This window comes from Streptomyces sp. YIM S03343 (genome assembly GCF_054729195.1).
The window spans coordinates 2,862,473-2,879,087 of sequence record NZ_JBPUKX010000001.1; the positions used below are offsets into that span (position 1 = coordinate 2,862,473).

Sequence of the window (16,615 nt, forward strand, 5' to 3'; positions counted from 1 at the left end):
TTTGTTAAAGTAAGGCTCATGGCTCTCCCTCCGAACCCCGGTGAAGGCCCCGTACGTCCGGTCTCGGTCTCCCTCCACGAGGGGACCATCGCGGCGCTCAGGGCGCGCACCGGCAAGCGCGGTATGTCCGCCTACGTCGAAGCCCTCATCCAGCGTCAGCTGGAGCGCGACCGGCTGCGTGAGCTCATCGAGGACGCCGAGACCGAGCACGGTCCCGTCGACCCGGCGGCCGTCGAGGCCAAGCGTGCCGTTCTGCGCGGCGACGCGGCCAGCTCGGTGGACGCCGCGTGAGCGGCACGCTCGTCCTGGACTGCGAGGGCCTGTCCGGCCTGGTACGCCGCACGCCGGAACTCACCGAATGGCTGGCCGCGGCCGAGGCAGAGGACATCCGCGTCGTGGTCAGCTCGGTGACCCTCGTCGAAGCCCGGGACCCCAGGACCCATCAGGCCCGCTTCGACTACGCCGTCTCCCGCGTGAACATCGTCCCGCCCACCGAGGCCGTCGCACGCCATGCGAGCAAGCTGCTCGCCGCGGCCGGCCTGCACGGCCACAAGTACGCTCTGGATGCCATCGTGGCCGCCACCGCCCTCGCCTCTCCCGCCCCCGTGACCGTCCTGACCTCGGACCCGGAAGACCTGCTGATGCTGTGCGGCCGGGGTGTACGCGCGGTCAAGGTCTGACCGGGCGGCGGCCGGGAGGGGCTGGGGTGAGACAAGGGGCCGGATGGCTGCGGGTGCCTGTCGGGGTGGATGCCGGGCGGTGGGTGACACGGGCCGGGTGCCGGCGGGTGCTGTTCGTCGTGCACAACGTGACGTCCGCGACGCGGTTGTTGGATGTACTGCCGCTGTTCCACAGCGATCTGAGGGTGCAGCTCTTCGCCACCTGCACGGGGTCGTCGCCCTTCCAGGCCGGGGTGAGCGAGTTGCTGGAGGGGGCCGGGCTGCCGGTGCTGCCGTGGGAGCAGGTCGGACAGACTCGGTTCGATCTGGCCGTGTCCGCCAGCTACGGCGGTCAACTTGCGACCATACAAGGTAAGTTGGCGGTTCTGTCACACGGTGTCGGATACAATAAGAAATTGGCCACACCGGACACCGGACACCGGACACCGGACACCAGACACCAGGCGCCGGTCTTCGGGCTCTCGCCGGAGTGGCTCCTGACGGACGGGCGGCCGCTCGCCGACGCGACCGTGCTGTCGCACCCGGAGCAGCTGGAGCGGCTGCGGTCCTCGTGCCCCGAGGCGGCCCCCACCGCCGTACTCGCCGGTGACCCCTGCTACGACCGCATCCTCGCCGCACTTCCCCAACGCGACCGCTTCCGCCGTGCGTTCGGTGTCGCCCCGGGGCAGCGGCTGGTCGTCGTCAGCTCCACCTGGGCGCCGCGCTCCCTCTTCGGCGGCACCGCCGAAGAGGACAGCAGCGGCGATCTGCTGCCCTGGCTGCTGTCCCGGCTGGCCACGGAACTGCCCGCGGACGAGTACCGCACCGTCGCCGTTCTGCACCCCAACATCTGGTACGGCCACGGCCCCGGCCAGGTGCGGGCCTGGCTGGACAACGCCCAGCGGGCCGGTCTGGACGCCGTACCGCCGCTCGACAGCTGGCGGCAGGCGCTGATCGCCGCCGACTGCGTCCTCGGCGACCACTCCAGCGTCACCTCCTACGCGGCGGCCATCGGCGTCCCCGTCCTCCTCGGATCGTTCCCTCAGGAGGATCTCGACCCGCGCTCCCCCGTCGCCGCCCTGGGGCGGACCGCTCCGTGGATCGACCGGCGCGGCAGTCTGCGGGAGCAGATCGACTCCGTCATCGAGACGCACTACCCAAGCCGGTACAAAGAGCTTGCCGAACACGTCAGTTCGACGCCCGGCGAGTCCGCCGCGCTGCTGCGGTCCCTCTTCTACGGCCTCATCGGCATCGACGAACCCCACGGCCACCCGGCGCTCCTCGACCCGCTGCCACTCCCGCCGCATCAACCCGCCCACCGCACCGCGCCGTTGCGGGTGTTCACGCGGGAGTCCGGTGCCGAGGCGCCGGAGGTCTCGGTCGTCCGGTACGCCGTCGTCGGTGACCCGGCCGCCCCCGACACCGGGTGCGACGGCTACGACAGCGCGCACACCGTCGTCGACGAGGAGACCCGGGAGATCTCCCGGCTGCGGATCGCGGATGTCGTCGTACGGTACGCCGCCGCCAGCGATGCACGGCTCGGGCCACCCGGGGCGTGGGTGGCCGAGGCGCTTGCGCGGTATCCGTACTGCGGGCTGGTCGCCTACGTCGACGGGCCGGACCGGTGTGTCGTGGGCACCCGCGGAGGTGAGGTGCTACGGCTGACGGCCGGTGCGGCTGCCGACGGGCGGGCCGATCCCTGCGATCCGGCCACCTACGCCTCCGCGTTGTACGCGTGGATCACCGGCGGCCGGTCGCTGACCCGCGTCCTCGGCGGCACGCTCACCGTGCGGACCGGAGCAACCGGACACCCAGTCCGCGTCGAACCGCTCTCCTTCGACTGAACGCCGAACAGGGCTGCTTACGGCTCCAGTTCAGCCAGCCGAGCCCGTACCCGCTCCAGGCCCGCCCCGTCGCCGTTGCGCTCGTACCAGTCGGCCGCCGTACCGAGGTCCGCCGCCTCCTCGGCCGGGCGGCCCGCCAGTCGATGGCAGCGGGCCCTCAACTCGGCGGCGTCGGCGAGCTGGAGGCCCGCCCCGGTGGCCGTCATGACGTCGACGGCCTTGTCCAGGCAGACCCGGGACTGTTCCAGGTCCCCCGCGTCCAAGTGGGCCTCGCCCAGACTCATGTACACGCGGCCCTCGTTGTACGGGTCGCCGCCTCCCGGGAGCCGACGGAAGAGGGCGAGCGCGGAGTTGAGGCGGGTGAGAGCGGCCTCGCGGTGGCCCTGGCGGGCCTCGGCCCTCCCGATGTGGTTTTCCAGCAAGGCGGTTGCGCGAGGCACGTCCTCCCGGCCGGGATCGTGCTCCCCGATGCGCGCCAGCACCTCCCGCGCCTCCTCGAAACACTGCCGCGCCTCCGCGTAGCGCCACTGCTTGAGGCGCAGCAGGCCCAGCGCCTCCACCGCGCTCGCCTGCCCCCGGTGGTGAGCACATGCCTGGTCCGCGGCTGCGGCCTCCGTGAGCGCTGACTCGGCCTCTCGTGCGCTGCCGACTCCCATGTATGCGAAAGCCAGTTGGACCAGCATCCGGCCCACCGCACGCGGGTCACCGAACTCCGCGGCGCCACGCCGGGCCGCCTCGACGCCGAGCAGATGCGTGTCGATCCACTGCGCGTGAAAGCCGAGCAGCAGATGCAAGCCCCACATCGCCTCGCACAACTGCCATACGTGTTCGTCGAATCCATGGTGCGCGGCGGCCCCGACGACGGCGGCGAGGTTCTCCCGCTCCTCGCGCAGTGCCTCCAACGCCCGCTTGCCGTCGCACGGTTCGCGGTCGGGCGGGAGGGTGAGGCCGGTGTACGCGGGGCCCAGGCGCCAGCGCTTCGGCATCACCCGGAAGTCGGCCTCCGCGGCGAACCGCAGCTCTCCGACCGTGACCCGGCGCACCGCTGCGGCCATACGGGCGGGGCCGTCCTCGGCAACGGCGAGGTCCCGGGCGTGGGCGCGGGCGAGGTCGTGGAAGCGGTAGCGCTCCTCGCCGACCTCGGTCAGCAGATGCACCCGGGCCAGTTGCTCCAGCAGCTCCCGCGCCTCGGCCTCCGGCACCCCTGCGGCGTGCGCGGCGCACGGGACGGTGACCGTGGGCCACGGCCACACCGCGATGGCGCGGTAGAGCGCGGCGCACTCGGGCGCGAGGTCGCCGTAGGACACGTCGTAGGCACGGCGTACGGCATCGGTGCCGGTGTCAGTTGCGGTGTTGGCCTCGGTGCCGGACACGGCACCACCCCCCTGGTCGGGACCGTCGATCCGGTCGGACAGCTGCCGTGCCACCCGCTCCCACGCCAGATGCTCCCGTACGGCGAGCCCGGCGCCGGTGGTGCACAGCGCGAGCGGCACCCCGCCGGCCGCCTCCGCCACCGCCCGGACGGCTGCCGCCACGGTCTCCCCCTCCGCCGGACGCCCGCGCCCTGCGACCCGGGTGAGCAGCCGTACCGAGTCAGCGGGCGACAGCGGCCGGACGGTCAGCGGGAGCGCCCCGTGCTCGGCCACCAACCGGGCCGGACGGCGGCGGCTGGTCACCAGGACCAGGCACCCGGGGGCGCCGGGCAGCAGGGGCAGGACCTGGGCGTCGTCGTGGGCGTTGTCCAGAACGACGATCATGCGCCGGTCGGCCGTGCAGTCGAGGTACAGATCCCGCTGACGTGTCTCGTCGCCCGGGACCGCGGCGGCCGGTACTCCGAGGCTTTCCAGGAAGCGGGCGAGGACGTCGGACGGGGCGAGGGCCGTGGCGGCGGAGTCGCCCCGCAGGTCCGCGTACAGGGCGGCGTCGGGGAAGCGGTCGCGCAGATCGTGGGCGCAGCGGACGGCGACGGCGGTCTTGCCGATGCCGCCGGGCCCGGTGAGGGCGACGACGGCCGGGGCGCCGGAAGCGCGGTCCGGGTCGTCGAGCAGGGCCCTGACGGCGGCGAGGACGTCCTCGCGGTCGGTGAAGGCTGCGGTCACCGGGGGCAGCATCTGCGGACGGGACGCGCCGTGTGCGACGGCGGGTACGGCGCGTGGTGCCAGCCAGCCTGCCTCGCGCACCCAGTCGGTGAGTTCGCGGGCGAACTCGGGTGATCTGCGGGCGAGTTCGAGCAGGCGTAACGCCGCCGCAGTCTGTTGGGGTCCGGTGGTCGGGAGCGTGGGCGGCGGTGTGCCGCGGGAGTCCCCGGCCGCCGTACGCACCGTACGGTCCTCCACACGGGCGCGGGTCAGCAGGGTGTGCAGCCGCTCGGAAACCCGGCGGCCCGTCTCACCGCCCGCTCCGGACAGCGCGCCCGAGGCGACCATGCCGACAGCCGAGACCACCATGCCCGTCAAGGGTTCCACCGCGGACTCCCCCAATTCGCCGTTGCCGCCATCGTATCGGCAAGATCACCCGCACCGGGGCAGAATGGGAGAGTCGGCCCGCGCCGCCGCTCGGACCCGCCCGGACCCGCCCCGATGCCGAACTCGGCGGCCGACTCGACGACATGACACAGCTGTACGAATGCGGTGGAGGTTCCTGTCGCGTGCCAGAGGGCACAAGTCCTGCATGCTCCACGGCATCGACGTCAGCGCGTACCAGTCCTCGGATTTCGCTACGGACGGCCTCTCCTTCGTCTTCATCAAGGCGACGGAGGGCCGTTCGTACGTCAACTCGAAGCTGGCCGCACAGACCAAGACGGCGCGGGACGCGGGTCTGGTCGTCGGCTTCTACCACTTCCTGTGGCCGGGCGACATCACCGCCCAGGCCGCGTACTTCGTCTCCAAGGCCCCCGAGAGAGCCGGTGACATCCTCGCCGTCGACTGGGAGACGACCGGCGAGGGCACCCGTGCGAGCAACGCCGAGAAGGACCGCTTCATCCGCAAGGTGAAGGAACTCCGGCCGCACCACCGCGTGTTGCTCTACACCAACCGCAGCTTCTGGCTGAACATCGACACCACCTCGTACGCCGGGGACGGACTCTGGATCGCCGACTACGTCACCGCGGGCCATCCGCGGATCCGGGCGAAGTGGCGTTTCCACCAGTACACCGACGCACCGCACGACAAGGACGTCGCCGCCTTCACCGACAAGGCCGCGCTACGGGCCTGGGCCAAGGTGAGCTGAGAGAGCGGGACTTGGAGAGCGGGACTTGGAGAGCAGGACTTGGGGAGCGGGACTTACTCGCCCCTGAAGTCCGCGCTGCGTTCCGGGGACGCCTCCGCCAGGGCCTTCTTGACTCCTTCCACGTCCTCCCTGATGCCGTAGGCCGGGGTGCCGGGCTGCTGGCGCCAGGAGTCGTCGATGCCGCCCGAGTCGACGGTGTCGAAGCCGATGTCGTCGATCAGCGCCCGGACCTTCGCCTTGGCGGCCGCGTCGTCACCCGCGACCGCGAGCGCCATACGCTCGGGGTCACCGGCCGGGCGCGGGCGGTCCAGCAGGTCCTGGGCGAAGGTGCTGTTGAACGCCTTGATCACAGGGTGGCCGATCCGGCGCTCCGTCCAGCGGCTCTCGGTGATGCCCTCGTCCTCGATCTCGGCGATACGGCCGTCACGCTGCTGGGGGTAGTAGTTGCCCGTGTCGATCACCGCGACGTCCGGCGCGGCACCGTCCAGCAATCCGGCCGGCAGCTTCGGGACCGCCTTCACCGGGACCGTGACCACGACGACCTCGGCACCACGCGCCACCTCCTCGACCGGGACCGGGGTCGCGCCGGTCTCCTCGGCCAGCGCTGTGAGCGTCTGCGGGCCGCGTGAGTTCGCCACGGCCACCTGGTGGCCGACGGCGGTGAACCGCCGGGTGAGGTTGCCGCCGATGTTTCCCGTGCCGATGATGCCGATCTTCATGACTGGCCCTTCCGGGATGGAGGCATATGTGTGGCTTCCCCGTCCCACACCCCAACCCCGTCACTCCCGTCCCTATTCCGCTGATCCGCTGCCGTGCGGTGAGGCGGGCCGGTGGCGGGCCGGTGGCGGACCGGTGACTCTATGAGCCGGTGGTCGGGTGAATGGCCCACTGATGGCCCCACTGATGGCCCACTGGGGGAAATGGGTGAGGGGGGTGTCGGTCCGGCACCGGACCGACACCCCCCTCACCCACTCGTCACCTGTCCAGGTAGCCCCAGAACTCCTCGAACGACAGCACCTTGTCGCCATTGAGGTCGCGGGACCTGATGATGGCCTCCGCGACCTCCGTCGTGACGTTCCAGTCGCCCCCCTCGGCCAGCGCCGTCTTCAGCTCGGCGGCGGTAATGACCCCGTCGCCGTTTCGGTCGATCCGCTGGAACTCCTTGCGTGCTTCCTCGATGTCTGCCACCGATCCGCCCCTTTTGCGTTGGCCCGTTGCCGTATTGGCGCCCTGACGCCGGTCAAACTAACAGGCCACGTCGGCGCGCAGAGCGGCGGCCACCCGGTCCAACTCCTCCCGGTGTCCGGGCGATTGACAACCGGCCGCTGTGGCACGGTTCATCGGAAGATGCCGGTGTGACCCAGGGAGTAACGGCCGGGCTGGGGGTAGACGGCGAGGCCGTGCGGGCCGCTGCCGACCTTGATGCGGGCCAGCTGTTCGCCGGTGCGGGTGTCGATGGCGTACACCTCGGAGTTGTAGCGGCCGGACAGCCACAGCACCTTGCCGTCGGCCGACACACCGCCCATGTCGGGGCTGCCGCCGTGCGGGAGGTGCCACTTCCTGGTGACCTCGCCGCGCTCGAAGTCGAAGACGGACACGGTGCCCTCGCCCCGGTTGCTGATGTACATCTCGCGGGAGTCGCGGCTGATGTAGAGGCCGTGGGCGCCCTTGCCGGTGGGCAGGAAGGTGGGGGTGGCGAAGGTGTCGCCGTCGAGGACCCAGACGCCGTCGGCCATCATGTCGGCGATGTAGAAGCGTCTGCCGTCGGGGGAGATCTTCACGTCCTGCGGCATCGAGCCGTGGAACGGCAGCTTCTGCTGTCCGATCACCTTCATCTTCGCCGTGTCGACCTTGAGCAGTTCCCCGCTGAACTCGCAGGAGACGATGAAGTACCGGCCGTCGGTGGAGAAGTCGGCGTGGTTGACGCCGTAGCAGCTGACCGGGACGGTCTTCATGCGGCGCATGGTGTGCGCGTCGCGGAACACCAGCTCGCGGTCGAGGGAGGCCATGACCACGGCGTACTTGCCGTCGGGCGTGAAATAGAGGTTGTACGGGTCGTGCACGTCGACCGGCTTGCCGGCCGCGCCGGTACGCGGGTCGATGGGGGTGAGGGTGTTGCCGCGGTCGTTGTTGACCCACAGGGTCTTGAGGTCCCAGGAGGGCACCACGTGCTGGGGCTGGTTGCCGACCGGGATCGTCTCGATGACCTTGTAGGTCTTGGGGTCGATGACGGAGACGGTGTCGGAGTTGGTGTTGGGGACGTAGACCCGGGAGGGGAAGTCCTTCACGACCGGGGAGAGCCGGTTCGGGCGGTCGGCGGCGTAGACGTCGTGGGGGTCGAGGACCGGCGGCATCCCGGGCAGGCCGGGCGGGATCTTCTCCCGGGCCGGGGCGGGGGCGAGCGAGTCGACGGCCTTGGCGGGCTTGGTGGCGGCGGCCGGTCTGCCGGACGTGGTGCCGGACGTGCTGCCCGAGCCGCAGGCCGCCAGGGCGGCGAGGGCGGCACAGCAGACGAGGGCTCGGACCGGCGTGCGGGTCTGGAGGGTGCGTTGCATCAGCTGAGCAGCTCCGTGGTGGTGACCGCGCGCAGCCCGCGGCGGCCTAGTTCGTCGAGGACGGCGGGGAGGGCGGCGACGGTGTCGGGGTACCCGAAGTGCATGCTCACCACGGACCCGTTGCGGATCTCGGAGAGCACGTTGCGGGTGACAGCCGCCGCGCCAGGTGCGGTGAAGTCGAGCGAGTCGACGTCGTACGAGAGGACGTGCGGGTAGCCCGCGGCCCGGGCCAGCCGGGTCACGAGCGGGGAGGCGCGCGGGGCGCGGGAGGGGCGGAACCAGGTGCCGATGGAGCCGGTGAGCCGGTGCAGCCGTGCCGCGCAGTCGCCGATCTCGGCGCGGGCCGCCGCCTCGGGCATGGTGTTGACGGCCAGGTGGCGCTGGGTGTGGTTGCCGAGGTCGTGGCCGCCGTGGAGGATACGGCGGGCCATCCCGGGGTGCTGGTCGAGCCAGTTGCCGACGGCGAGCACGGTGACCCGGGCGCCACGCCGCTCGGCCTCGGTGAGCAGGGCGTCGGCCATGGCGGGGTCGCCCTGGCCGTGGAAGGTGAGGGCGACTTGGGGGCGGTCGCGGGGGCCGTGGGTGAGCTGCGCGGGGCGGCCGGGGTAGGCGCGGGGGGCCGGGGCCGCGAGGGAGCCGGGTTTCGCAGCGGTCGGCGAGCCGGGCGACGGTGCGCCGGCTGACGGCCCGTCGGTCGCCGGTGATACGGCGGTGGAGGTTGCGGGTGATACGGCGGTGGAGGCCGCGGGGTCGCCGGCCGGGCCGGGTGCGGAGCAGCCGGCGGCGAGGGCGCCCCCGGCGACGAGCCCGGCACCGGCGCGCAGCACCCCGCGGCGGTCGGTCGTGGTCACCCGCACCATTTAAGGGGCGGAGGGTAAGAAAACCGGCGATTCACCCCGTTGCCCGTCCGGCGCGGGTCGCCTGCTGGTCAGCGGGCCGGAAGTGGCGTTTCAGCGGTCGGCGACCCGCATCTCGAACCATGTCGTCTTACCCCGGGGCAGCAGATCGACGCCCCAGCGGTCGGCGAGCTTGTCGACGAGGAACAGGCCGCGTCCGCTGATGTCCATCTCCTGAACCGGCATCAGACACGGCAGCCCGCGGGACGGATCGCGGACCTCGATGCGGATCCAGCCACGTCGGTGGCGCATCCGGAGGCCGAATACCCGGGCGCCGGTGTGCCGTACGGCGTTGCCGACCAACTCGGACACCAATAAGACGGCGTCCTCGGCCATCTTGGGGGTGAGGCCCCACTGCCGGAGGATCACCACCTGGGCGAGCCGGCGGGCGGTGGCGGCGGATTCGGGGCGGGACGGCAGATGGACCTCGGACTCCGTCGGGTTGCCGAACAACTCGAGCGCTTTGACCGCTCGTTCGTCCTCCACCGCGGGCGACCAACGCGCCGCGGTCGCACGGCTGTGTCCCCGTGGCTGTTCCATGCCCTCCAGCCCCGCCATGCCCCCATCATGACCGCCGTCAGCGCCACGCGTGGCCGTTCCTGCGGAAAACACCCCTTGGAGGGGCCCCTTCCGGAGGATCCGATCGGCATATGCCACTGGCAGTTCGGAGTCCGGCACCGCCCCTCCGACCTGCACGGAAGGCTCGGTTCCGGGCAAGGGGAGAGCCTCCTCGACAAGATGGCCTTAAGAGTGTCTTAAGGCTCCCATAAACCACCCTGACGAGGGACCCGGATCAGACGTCATGTCAATTGCAAGAGGTTCGGCGTGATTCCCAGCTCTCCCCCACGAACTTCACAGGGTCCGCCCGCGCGGTGCGGAACACCGGGCTCCGGCACAGTCCGCCAGGCCTCCACAACCGCTGGTTTTCAGAGGAACTTCGCCTTGCCCGGACCCTCCTCGACGAAGCTGCGCATTCCGCGCTCGCGGTCCTCGGTGGCGAACAGGCCCGCGAACCAGTTCCGTTCCACCGCGAGACCGGTGTCGATGTCCGTCTCCAGACCGGTGTCGACGGCCTCCTTGGCGGCGCGCAGCGCGAGCGCCGGACCCTGTGCGAGCTTGGCCGCCCAGGCGTGCGCCTCGGTGTACACGTCGGCGGCGGGCACGATCCGGTCGACCAGGCCCAGGCTCAGCGCCTCGTCGGCCTTGACCATCCGTCCGGTGAAGATGAGGTCCTTGGCGCGGGAGGGCCCGACCAGCCGGGCCAGCCTCTGGGTGCCGCCCGCGCCGGGGATGAGGCCGAGCAGGATCTCCGGCTGGCCGAGCTTGGCGTTGTCGGCGGCGATGCGATAGTCGGCGCACAGGGCGAGTTCGCAGCCGCCGCCCAGCGCGAAGCCCGTGACGGCGGCGACGACGGGCTTGGGGATGCGGGCGACGGCGGTGAAGGCGTCCTGGAGGTCGCGGACGCGCAGGACCATCGCGGTGTGGTCCATGGCCTGCATCTCCTTGATGTCCGCGCCCGCCGCGAACACCTTCTCGCCCCCGTAGATCACCACGGCGCGGACGTCCTCGCGGCGCGTGGCCTCCTCGGCGAGTTCCTTGAGCCGGTCCTGCATGGCCACGTCGAGCGCGTTCATGGGCGGGCGGTCGAGACGCAGGGTGCCGACGCCCTCGGCGACTTCGAGATTCACGGTCATGCAGGCAGGTTAACGGTGACTAACCTGGCGGGGTCCGGTGCGGTAGGGCCTTTCGTTTGGATCAGGTCGCAGGATGCCGACGGTGCATGTCCAGTGCCGGGCAGCGGGGTCTGGTGCGTGCGGCTGCAAGGCGGAGGAGGGAGTCGACGCGACGGGGGTCCCCCCTGTTCGAGCGCAGCCGAGAACTCGGGGGAGTCGGCGAGTGACGACAACGCCGCAGACGTGCGTGCCAGACCCCGCGTCTGCGTCATGATCCAAACGAAAGGCCCTGAGTCGCACCGGCGCCGTGACGCGCGCCGCGGCACGGCACTGCGGTCTCGGCCCCGTGATACGGCGAGGGCCCGGCACTGCGGTCTCAGCCCCATGACGCCGCGAGGGCCCGGCACCGTGGTCTCGGTGCCGGGCCCTCGCGGCCTGCTGAGGCAATGGGCGATGGGGTTACGCGGTCCACTTCTCCCAGGACATGTTCCAGCCGTTGTAGCCGTTGTCCGGGTCGACCGTACGGTCGTTGGAGTGCTTGACGACCACCACGTCACCGATCATCGAGTGGTCGAAGAACCAGCCGGCCGGCAGGGAGCGGTTGCCGCCGCCGCGCACGTCCTGGAGGCCGACGCAGCCGTGGCTGGCGTTGTAGTTGCCGAACGCGCCGCCGCCCCAGTAGTTGCCGTGGATGAAGGTGCCGGAGGTGGTCAGACGCATCGCGTCGGGCACGTCCTTGATGTCGTACTCGCCGCCGTAGCCGACCGTCTCGCCGTTCATACGGGTCACCCGGAGCTTCTCGCTGATGACCATCTGGCCGTTCCAGGTGTCGTACCCGGCCTTGCCGGTGGTGACGGGCAGCGTCTTGACGACCTTGCCGTCGTGCATGACCTTCATGGTGAGCTTCTTGGCGTCGACCACGGAGACCTGGTTGCGGCCGATGGTGAAGGAGACCGTCTTGGTCTGCTTGCCGTAGACGCCGGAGCGGCCCTCCACACCGTCCAGGTTGAGCTTGACGGTGACCTTGGTGCCGGACTTCCAGTACTGCTCGGGGCGGAAGTCGAGGCGGTCGTTGCCGAACCAGTGGCCCTGGACGTCCACGGCGGGCTCGGTCTTGATGCTGATGGCCTTCTCGACGTCCTCGGGGTGTGTGATGCCCCGGGTGAAGCGGACGGAGAACGGCATCCCGACGCCGACGGTGGAACCGTCCTCGGGGGTGAAGTAGCCGACGAAGGTGTTCTGCGGCGTCAGAGTGGTGAAGCTGGCGTCCTCGGCGGCCTCGCGGCCCGCGGAGTCCTTGGCGGTCGCGTGGACCGTGTACTTGGTGGACGCAGCCAGATGGGTGGACGGCGTCCAGGTGGTGCCGCCGCCGGTGATCGCCCCGTCGACCGTCTTGCCCTTGGCGTCCTTGACCTCCACGTCGGTCAGCTTGCCCTTGGCCGAGCTGACCTTGAGGGCGCCGCTGGTGTCGACGGACTTCGCGCCGTCCTTGGGCGCGATGGTGACGACGGCCTCGGACTGCTTGCTCTGCTGCTTGTCCGCGTTCTTGCCGGCATCGGAACCGGTGCCACCGGATCCCGACCCGCCGCCGCACGCAGTGACGCCCAGCAGCAGAGCGCCGGCTATGAGCGCCATCCGCCCCTTCGTCGTGCCCCGCCCCCCGCTGCGGCGCTCGTCAGCCGACGCCCCCGATATCGGACGCACGTTCAACTCTGCTCCCCTCCAAGGGGCCGGTCAGGCCCCACCCCTGCGTGTCCCGCGCACGCTATTGGCGCATATTAACCGCCTGGTTTTGAGGGAAGTGTCAGGTGAATGTCACCGTTCAGCAGCAACTTCCGGCCGCTCGCCGCAGGGTCCCCACGCGGGTCCCGCCGTGGTCAGCCCGATGCACCGCCCGGGTCCCGCCGTGGTCAGCCCGATGCACCGCCCGCCCTCCACTGCGCCCACCCCATGTTCCACCCGCCAAGACCGTTGCCGGGCGCGACCGTTCGGTCATCACTGTGGATCACTTCGATCACATCACCGATCAGACTGCGGTCGAAGAACCAGCCGGCGGGGGTGTCGGACGCACCGCCCTTCACATCCCTGAGCCCCACACACCCGTGGCTGACGTTCTCGTTCCCGGGGGCGTCCGGCGCCCAGTAGTTGCCGTGCAGAAAGGTCCCGGAGTCGGTGAGCCGCATGGCGTGCGGGACGTCCTTGATGTCGTAGGCGTTGCCGAAGCCGACTGTGCGGCCGTCCATACGGGTCACCCGCTCCATGTCCATCACCACCATCTTCCCGTTGTAGGTGGCCGTCTTCGGGGCGCCCGCGGTGATGGGCACGGTGGCCAGCAGAGCCCCGTCGCGCCGTACCTGCATGGTGTGGCGGGCCGCGTCGACCAGGGAGACCTGGCTGCGGCCGACGGTGAAGGAGTACGTCCGTTCCTGGAGCCCGTAGACACCGGGCGAACCCTCGACACCGTTGAGGCGCAGCGCCACCGTGACCTTGGTGCCGGGTCTCCAGTAGTGCTCGGGGCGGAAGTCGAGGCGGTCGGAACCGAACCAGTGCGGCCGGATCTCGACGGCGGGCCGCGCGGTGACGCGAACGGCGCGCTCGACGGCGGCGCGGTCGCGGATCTCCCGGCTGAACGCCAGGGAGACGATCATCCCGGTGCCGACGGTCGTACGGTCCCCGGGCAGAACGTCGGCGACGAAGCGCCGGGCCGGTGTGTACGCCGCGAAGGCGGCGTGCCGCTTCCAGCGGTGGCCCTGGGCGTCCAGCGCCGCCGCGTCCACGGTGTAGCGGGCGCCGAGCAGCAGCCGCCGGTCGTCGGGCTCCCAGGTCAGGGCGTCGGGGGAGAGCCTGCCGGGCACGGGGACGCGTTGTCCGGCCTGGACCCTGACGACCCGTACGGACTCCAGCCGCCCGTCCGAGACCCGCACCCGGAGCGCCGCACGGGGGCCGACCGCGCGGTGGCCGTCCAGCGGGGACACCCGGATGACGTCGGCGGCGGTGGGCGCCCTGCCGAACAGCCCGCCGAGGCCGGTCCCGGCGGGGCCGGGGGCGGCGCAGCCGGCGGCCGCGGCCAGCAGGGCGGCCCAGGTGAACAGGGCGGCGAGTCGAGCGAACGGAGCCCGTGCGGCCCCTGACAGTACGGTTGCCGGCGCGGTCAGCGCGGCTCTCGCGCGCCGTGCGCGCCCTTGTGCATGCCTCACGGGTGCTCAACGACCAGCACCGCCCTGGGGAAACGTGAGTGCGACGCAAGCTCTGGGCAGAACAGTGGAGAACGACGCGGCAGGAAGCCGCGGCCGGGACGCCGCATGCCTTTTTCCGACGCCGTTCCATGAGCCGCAGGAGGCCAGCAAGTGACGAGCGCAGCTGACGCAGCTGAGAAGCGGGCCGTGGCGCAGGGGCACGCCACGGAGGGGACGCGCCCGTCCGCCACGGGACGCGACGGGGTACCGCGTCCGACGCCGCCCGGTGTGCCGGTGTGGCCGGGCTCGCCGACCCCGCTGGGCGCCCGTTTCCGGACCGGACCGGACGGTGTCGCCGGCACCAACTTCGCGCTCTGGGCGGCTGGGGCGGAGGCCGTCCAGCTGTGTCTGTTCGACGACCGCAGCCGTGAGACCCGGGTGCGGCTGACCGAGCTGACCCATGAGATCTGGCACGGCTTCATCCCCGGGGTGATGCCGGGCCAGCGCTACGGCTACCGGGTGGACGGCCGCTGGGACCCCTGGATCGGCGCCCGCTGGAACCCGGCGAAGCTGCTGCTCGACCCGTACGCCCGCGCGGTGGACGGAGAGTTCGCCCTGCCGCCGGAGGTGTACGGGCATGTCCGGGACTGGCCGGAGCAGCATGTCGCGGACACCGTGCGCGACGACCGGGACTCAGCGCCGTACGTCCCCAAGGGCGTCGTCGTCGACGACGATGACGACTGGGAGGACGACCGCCGCCCCAAGACGCCCTGGGCCGACTCGGTCATCTACGAGCTGCACGTCCGCGGCTTCACCCGGCGCCACCCCGGCATCCCCGAGGAACTGCGCGGCACCTACGCCGGACTCGCCCACCCCGCCGCGATCGAACACCTGGTCCGGCTGGGCGTCACCGCCGTGGAGCTGCTGCCGGTCCACCAGTTCGCGCACGAGGACCATCTGCTGCGCCGCGGTCTGAAGAACTACTGGGGCTACAACTCCATCGGCTACTTCGCCCCGCACGCCGCCTACGCCGCCTCCGGTACGACGGGACAGCAGGTCGGCGAGTTCAAGCGGATGGTGCGCGCGCTGCACGCGGCCGGGATCGAGGTCATCCTCGACGTGGTCTACAACCACACCGCGGAGGCGGGCGAGCTGGGCCCCACCCTGTCGATGAAGGGCATCGACAACCGCGGCTACTACCGTCTCCAGGACGACGCCCGCCGCTACGCCGACTACACCGGCTGCGGCAACACCCTGCACGTGGTCCAGCCGCAGGTGCTGCGGCTGATCACCGACTCGCTGCGCTACTGGGTGACCGAGATGGGCGTCGACGGCTTCCGCTTCGACCTCGCCGCGGCGCTCGCCCGCTCCATGCACGACGTCGACATGCTCTCCCCGTTCCTCGCCGTCATCGCCCAGGACCCGGTGCTGCGCCGGGTCAAGCTGATCGCCGAGCCGTGGGACGTGGGCTCGGGCGGCTATCAGGTCGGCGCGTTCCCGCCGCTGTGGACCGAATGGAACGACCGCTATCGCGGTGCCGTACGGGACTTCTGGCGCGGCGCGCTGCCGGACGTACGGGACCTCGGCTACCGGCTGTCCGGCTCCAGCGACCTGTACGCCTGGGGCGGGCGGCGCCCCTACGCCTCGGTCAACTTCGTCACCGCGCACGACGGCTTCACCCTGCGCGACCTGGTGACGTACCACCACAAGCACAACGAGGCCAACGGCGAGGGCAACCGCGACGGCTCCGACGACAACCGGTCCTGGAACTGCGGCGCCGAGGGCGAGACCACCGACGAGGACATCCGCACCCTGCGCCGCCGCCAGCTGCGCAACCTCCTCACCACCCTGCTGCTGTCCACCGGCGTGCCGATGCTGGTCGCCGGCGACGAGCTGGGCCGCACCCAGGGCGGCAACAACAACGCCTACTGCCAGGACAACGAGATCAGCTGGCTCGACTGGAGCCTGCGCGACGACCCCGGCTGCGCCGCCCTGTTCGACCTCACCGCCCGCCTGATCGAGCTGCGCCACCGCCATCCGGTACTGCGCCGCAGGGCGTTCTTCTCGGGGCGGGCGCACTCGGCGGACGGACTTCGCGACCTCGCCTGGTTCACCGCCCGCGGCACGGAAATGACGGAGGGCGACTGGTACGCCCCCGCCGCCACCCTCGGCATGTATCTCTCCGGCCGGGACATCCCCGGCCGCGACGAGCAGGGCGCCAAGATCCTCGACGACAGCTTCCTCACGATCCTGCACGCCGGGTCCGCCGAGACGGAGTACGTGCTGCCGGGCCCGCCGTGGGCGGAGCGGTACGAAGTCGTGATCGACACCTCGCAGGAGAACCAGTCCGCGGCTCCGGCGGAGGTGCATCAGGCGGGGTCGACGATCCGGGTGCCGGGAAGGTCGGTGCTGTTCCTGCGGGCGGTGCAGCCCTAGGACAGACATCGATCCAGTCCCTCCGCATACCCCCACCCCCACCCCCTCCCACCCACTCACCCACCCAGCGCCTCCCACCCAGCCCCCCGCATACCCCACCCCACCCACCCAGCGCCCCCACCCAGCCCCTCCGGCGTTTGAGGAGCGG

At 71.3% G+C, this 16,615-nt stretch carries 14 protein-coding genes; 5 read left to right on the top strand and 9 right to left on the bottom strand.

What is annotated here, in order from left to right; genetic code table 11:
• Positions 1 to 18 precede the first annotated feature (18 nt).
• The 3 genes from ACSYGN_RS12070 to ACSYGN_RS12080 all read left to right on the top strand — a co-directional run bounded on the left by ACSYGN_RS12070 (position 19) and on the right by ACSYGN_RS12080 (position 2,503).
• Positions 19 to 291 carry a hypothetical protein gene (locus ACSYGN_RS12070; protein WP_460394730.1) on the top strand — a complete coding sequence of 91 codons (273 nt, stop codon included), beginning with the start codon at positions 19 to 21 and terminating at the stop codon, positions 289 to 291.
• Positions 288 to 680, top strand: a complete 393-nt coding sequence (locus ACSYGN_RS12075; protein WP_460394732.1) for a type II toxin-antitoxin system VapC family toxin — start codon at positions 288 to 290, stop codon at positions 678 to 680. The genes ACSYGN_RS12070 and ACSYGN_RS12075 overlap by 4 nt, the downstream gene beginning before the upstream one ends.
• A gap of 395 nt (positions 681 to 1,075) precedes the next feature.
• Positions 1,076 to 2,503 (top strand): hypothetical protein, encoded by a 1,428-nt coding sequence (locus tag ACSYGN_RS12080; protein ID WP_460394734.1) that lies wholly within the window; start codon positions 1,076 to 1,078, stop codon positions 2,501 to 2,503.
• Between the two features lie 17 nt (positions 2,504 to 2,520).
• Here ACSYGN_RS12080 and ACSYGN_RS12085 read toward each other — a convergent pair whose 3' ends face one another.
• Positions 2,521 to 4,968 (bottom strand): NB-ARC domain-containing protein, encoded by a 2,448-nt coding sequence (locus ACSYGN_RS12085; RefSeq protein WP_460394736.1) that lies wholly within the window; start codon positions 4,966 to 4,968, stop codon positions 2,521 to 2,523.
• 205 nt (positions 4,969 to 5,173) lie between these two features.
• Between ACSYGN_RS12085 and ACSYGN_RS12090 the strand changes: the two genes are divergently transcribed.
• Positions 5,174 to 5,731, top strand: coding sequence for a glycoside hydrolase family 25 protein (locus ACSYGN_RS12090; RefSeq protein ID WP_460394738.1), 558 nt, complete (start codon positions 5,174 to 5,176; stop codon positions 5,729 to 5,731).
• A gap of 53 nt (positions 5,732 to 5,784) precedes the next feature.
• Here the strand turns inward: ACSYGN_RS12090 and ACSYGN_RS12095 are convergent, their stop codons facing one another.
• The 8 genes from ACSYGN_RS12095 to ACSYGN_RS12130 form a co-directional block, all read right to left on the bottom strand.
• Positions 5,785 to 6,450, bottom strand: a complete 666-nt coding sequence (locus ACSYGN_RS12095; protein ID WP_460394740.1) for an NADPH-dependent F420 reductase — start codon at positions 6,448 to 6,450, stop codon at positions 5,785 to 5,787.
• A 256-nt stretch (positions 6,451 to 6,706) separates the two neighbouring features.
• On the bottom strand, positions 6,707 to 6,919 hold the full coding sequence (locus tag ACSYGN_RS12100) for an EF-hand domain-containing protein (RefSeq protein WP_460394742.1): 213 nt from the start codon (positions 6,917 to 6,919) through the stop codon (positions 6,707 to 6,709).
• 149 nt (positions 6,920 to 7,068) lie between these two features.
• Complete coding sequence (locus ACSYGN_RS12105) at positions 7,069 to 8,286, bottom strand: YVTN family beta-propeller repeat protein (RefSeq protein ID WP_460394744.1); 1,218 nt, start codon at positions 8,284 to 8,286, stop codon at positions 7,069 to 7,071.
• Positions 8,286 to 9,146 carry a polysaccharide deacetylase family protein gene (locus tag ACSYGN_RS12110; RefSeq protein ID WP_460394746.1) on the bottom strand — a complete coding sequence of 287 codons (861 nt, stop codon included), beginning with the start codon at positions 9,144 to 9,146 and terminating at the stop codon, positions 8,286 to 8,288. The genes ACSYGN_RS12105 and ACSYGN_RS12110 overlap by 1 nt, the downstream gene beginning before the upstream one ends.
• A gap of 90 nt (positions 9,147 to 9,236) precedes the next feature.
• Positions 9,237 to 9,740 (bottom strand): ATP-binding protein, encoded by a 504-nt coding sequence (locus tag ACSYGN_RS12115; protein WP_460394748.1) that lies wholly within the window; start codon positions 9,738 to 9,740, stop codon positions 9,237 to 9,239.
• 368 nt (positions 9,741 to 10,108) lie between these two features.
• Positions 10,109 to 10,876 carry an enoyl-CoA hydratase/isomerase family protein gene (locus tag ACSYGN_RS12120; RefSeq protein ID WP_460394750.1) on the bottom strand — a complete coding sequence of 256 codons (768 nt, stop codon included), beginning with the start codon at positions 10,874 to 10,876 and terminating at the stop codon, positions 10,109 to 10,111.
• Between the two features lie 438 nt (positions 10,877 to 11,314).
• Positions 11,315 to 12,565: a L,D-transpeptidase gene (locus ACSYGN_RS12125; RefSeq protein ID WP_460394752.1), complete on the bottom strand. Its 1,251-nt coding sequence runs from the start codon at positions 12,563 to 12,565 to the stop codon at positions 11,315 to 11,317.
• Positions 12,566 to 12,765: 200 nt separating this feature from the next.
• A complete protein-coding gene (locus ACSYGN_RS12130) occupies positions 12,766 to 14,052 on the bottom strand; it encodes a L,D-transpeptidase (protein ID WP_460394754.1) in 1,287 nt (428 codons plus the stop codon).
• 150 nt (positions 14,053 to 14,202) lie between these two features.
• Between ACSYGN_RS12130 and glgX the strand changes: the two genes are divergently transcribed.
• Positions 14,203 to 16,467 carry a glycogen debranching protein GlgX gene (gene glgX / locus ACSYGN_RS12135; protein WP_460394756.1) on the top strand — a complete coding sequence of 755 codons (2,265 nt, stop codon included), beginning with the start codon at positions 14,203 to 14,205 and terminating at the stop codon, positions 16,465 to 16,467.
• Positions 16,468 to 16,615 lie beyond the last annotated feature (148 nt).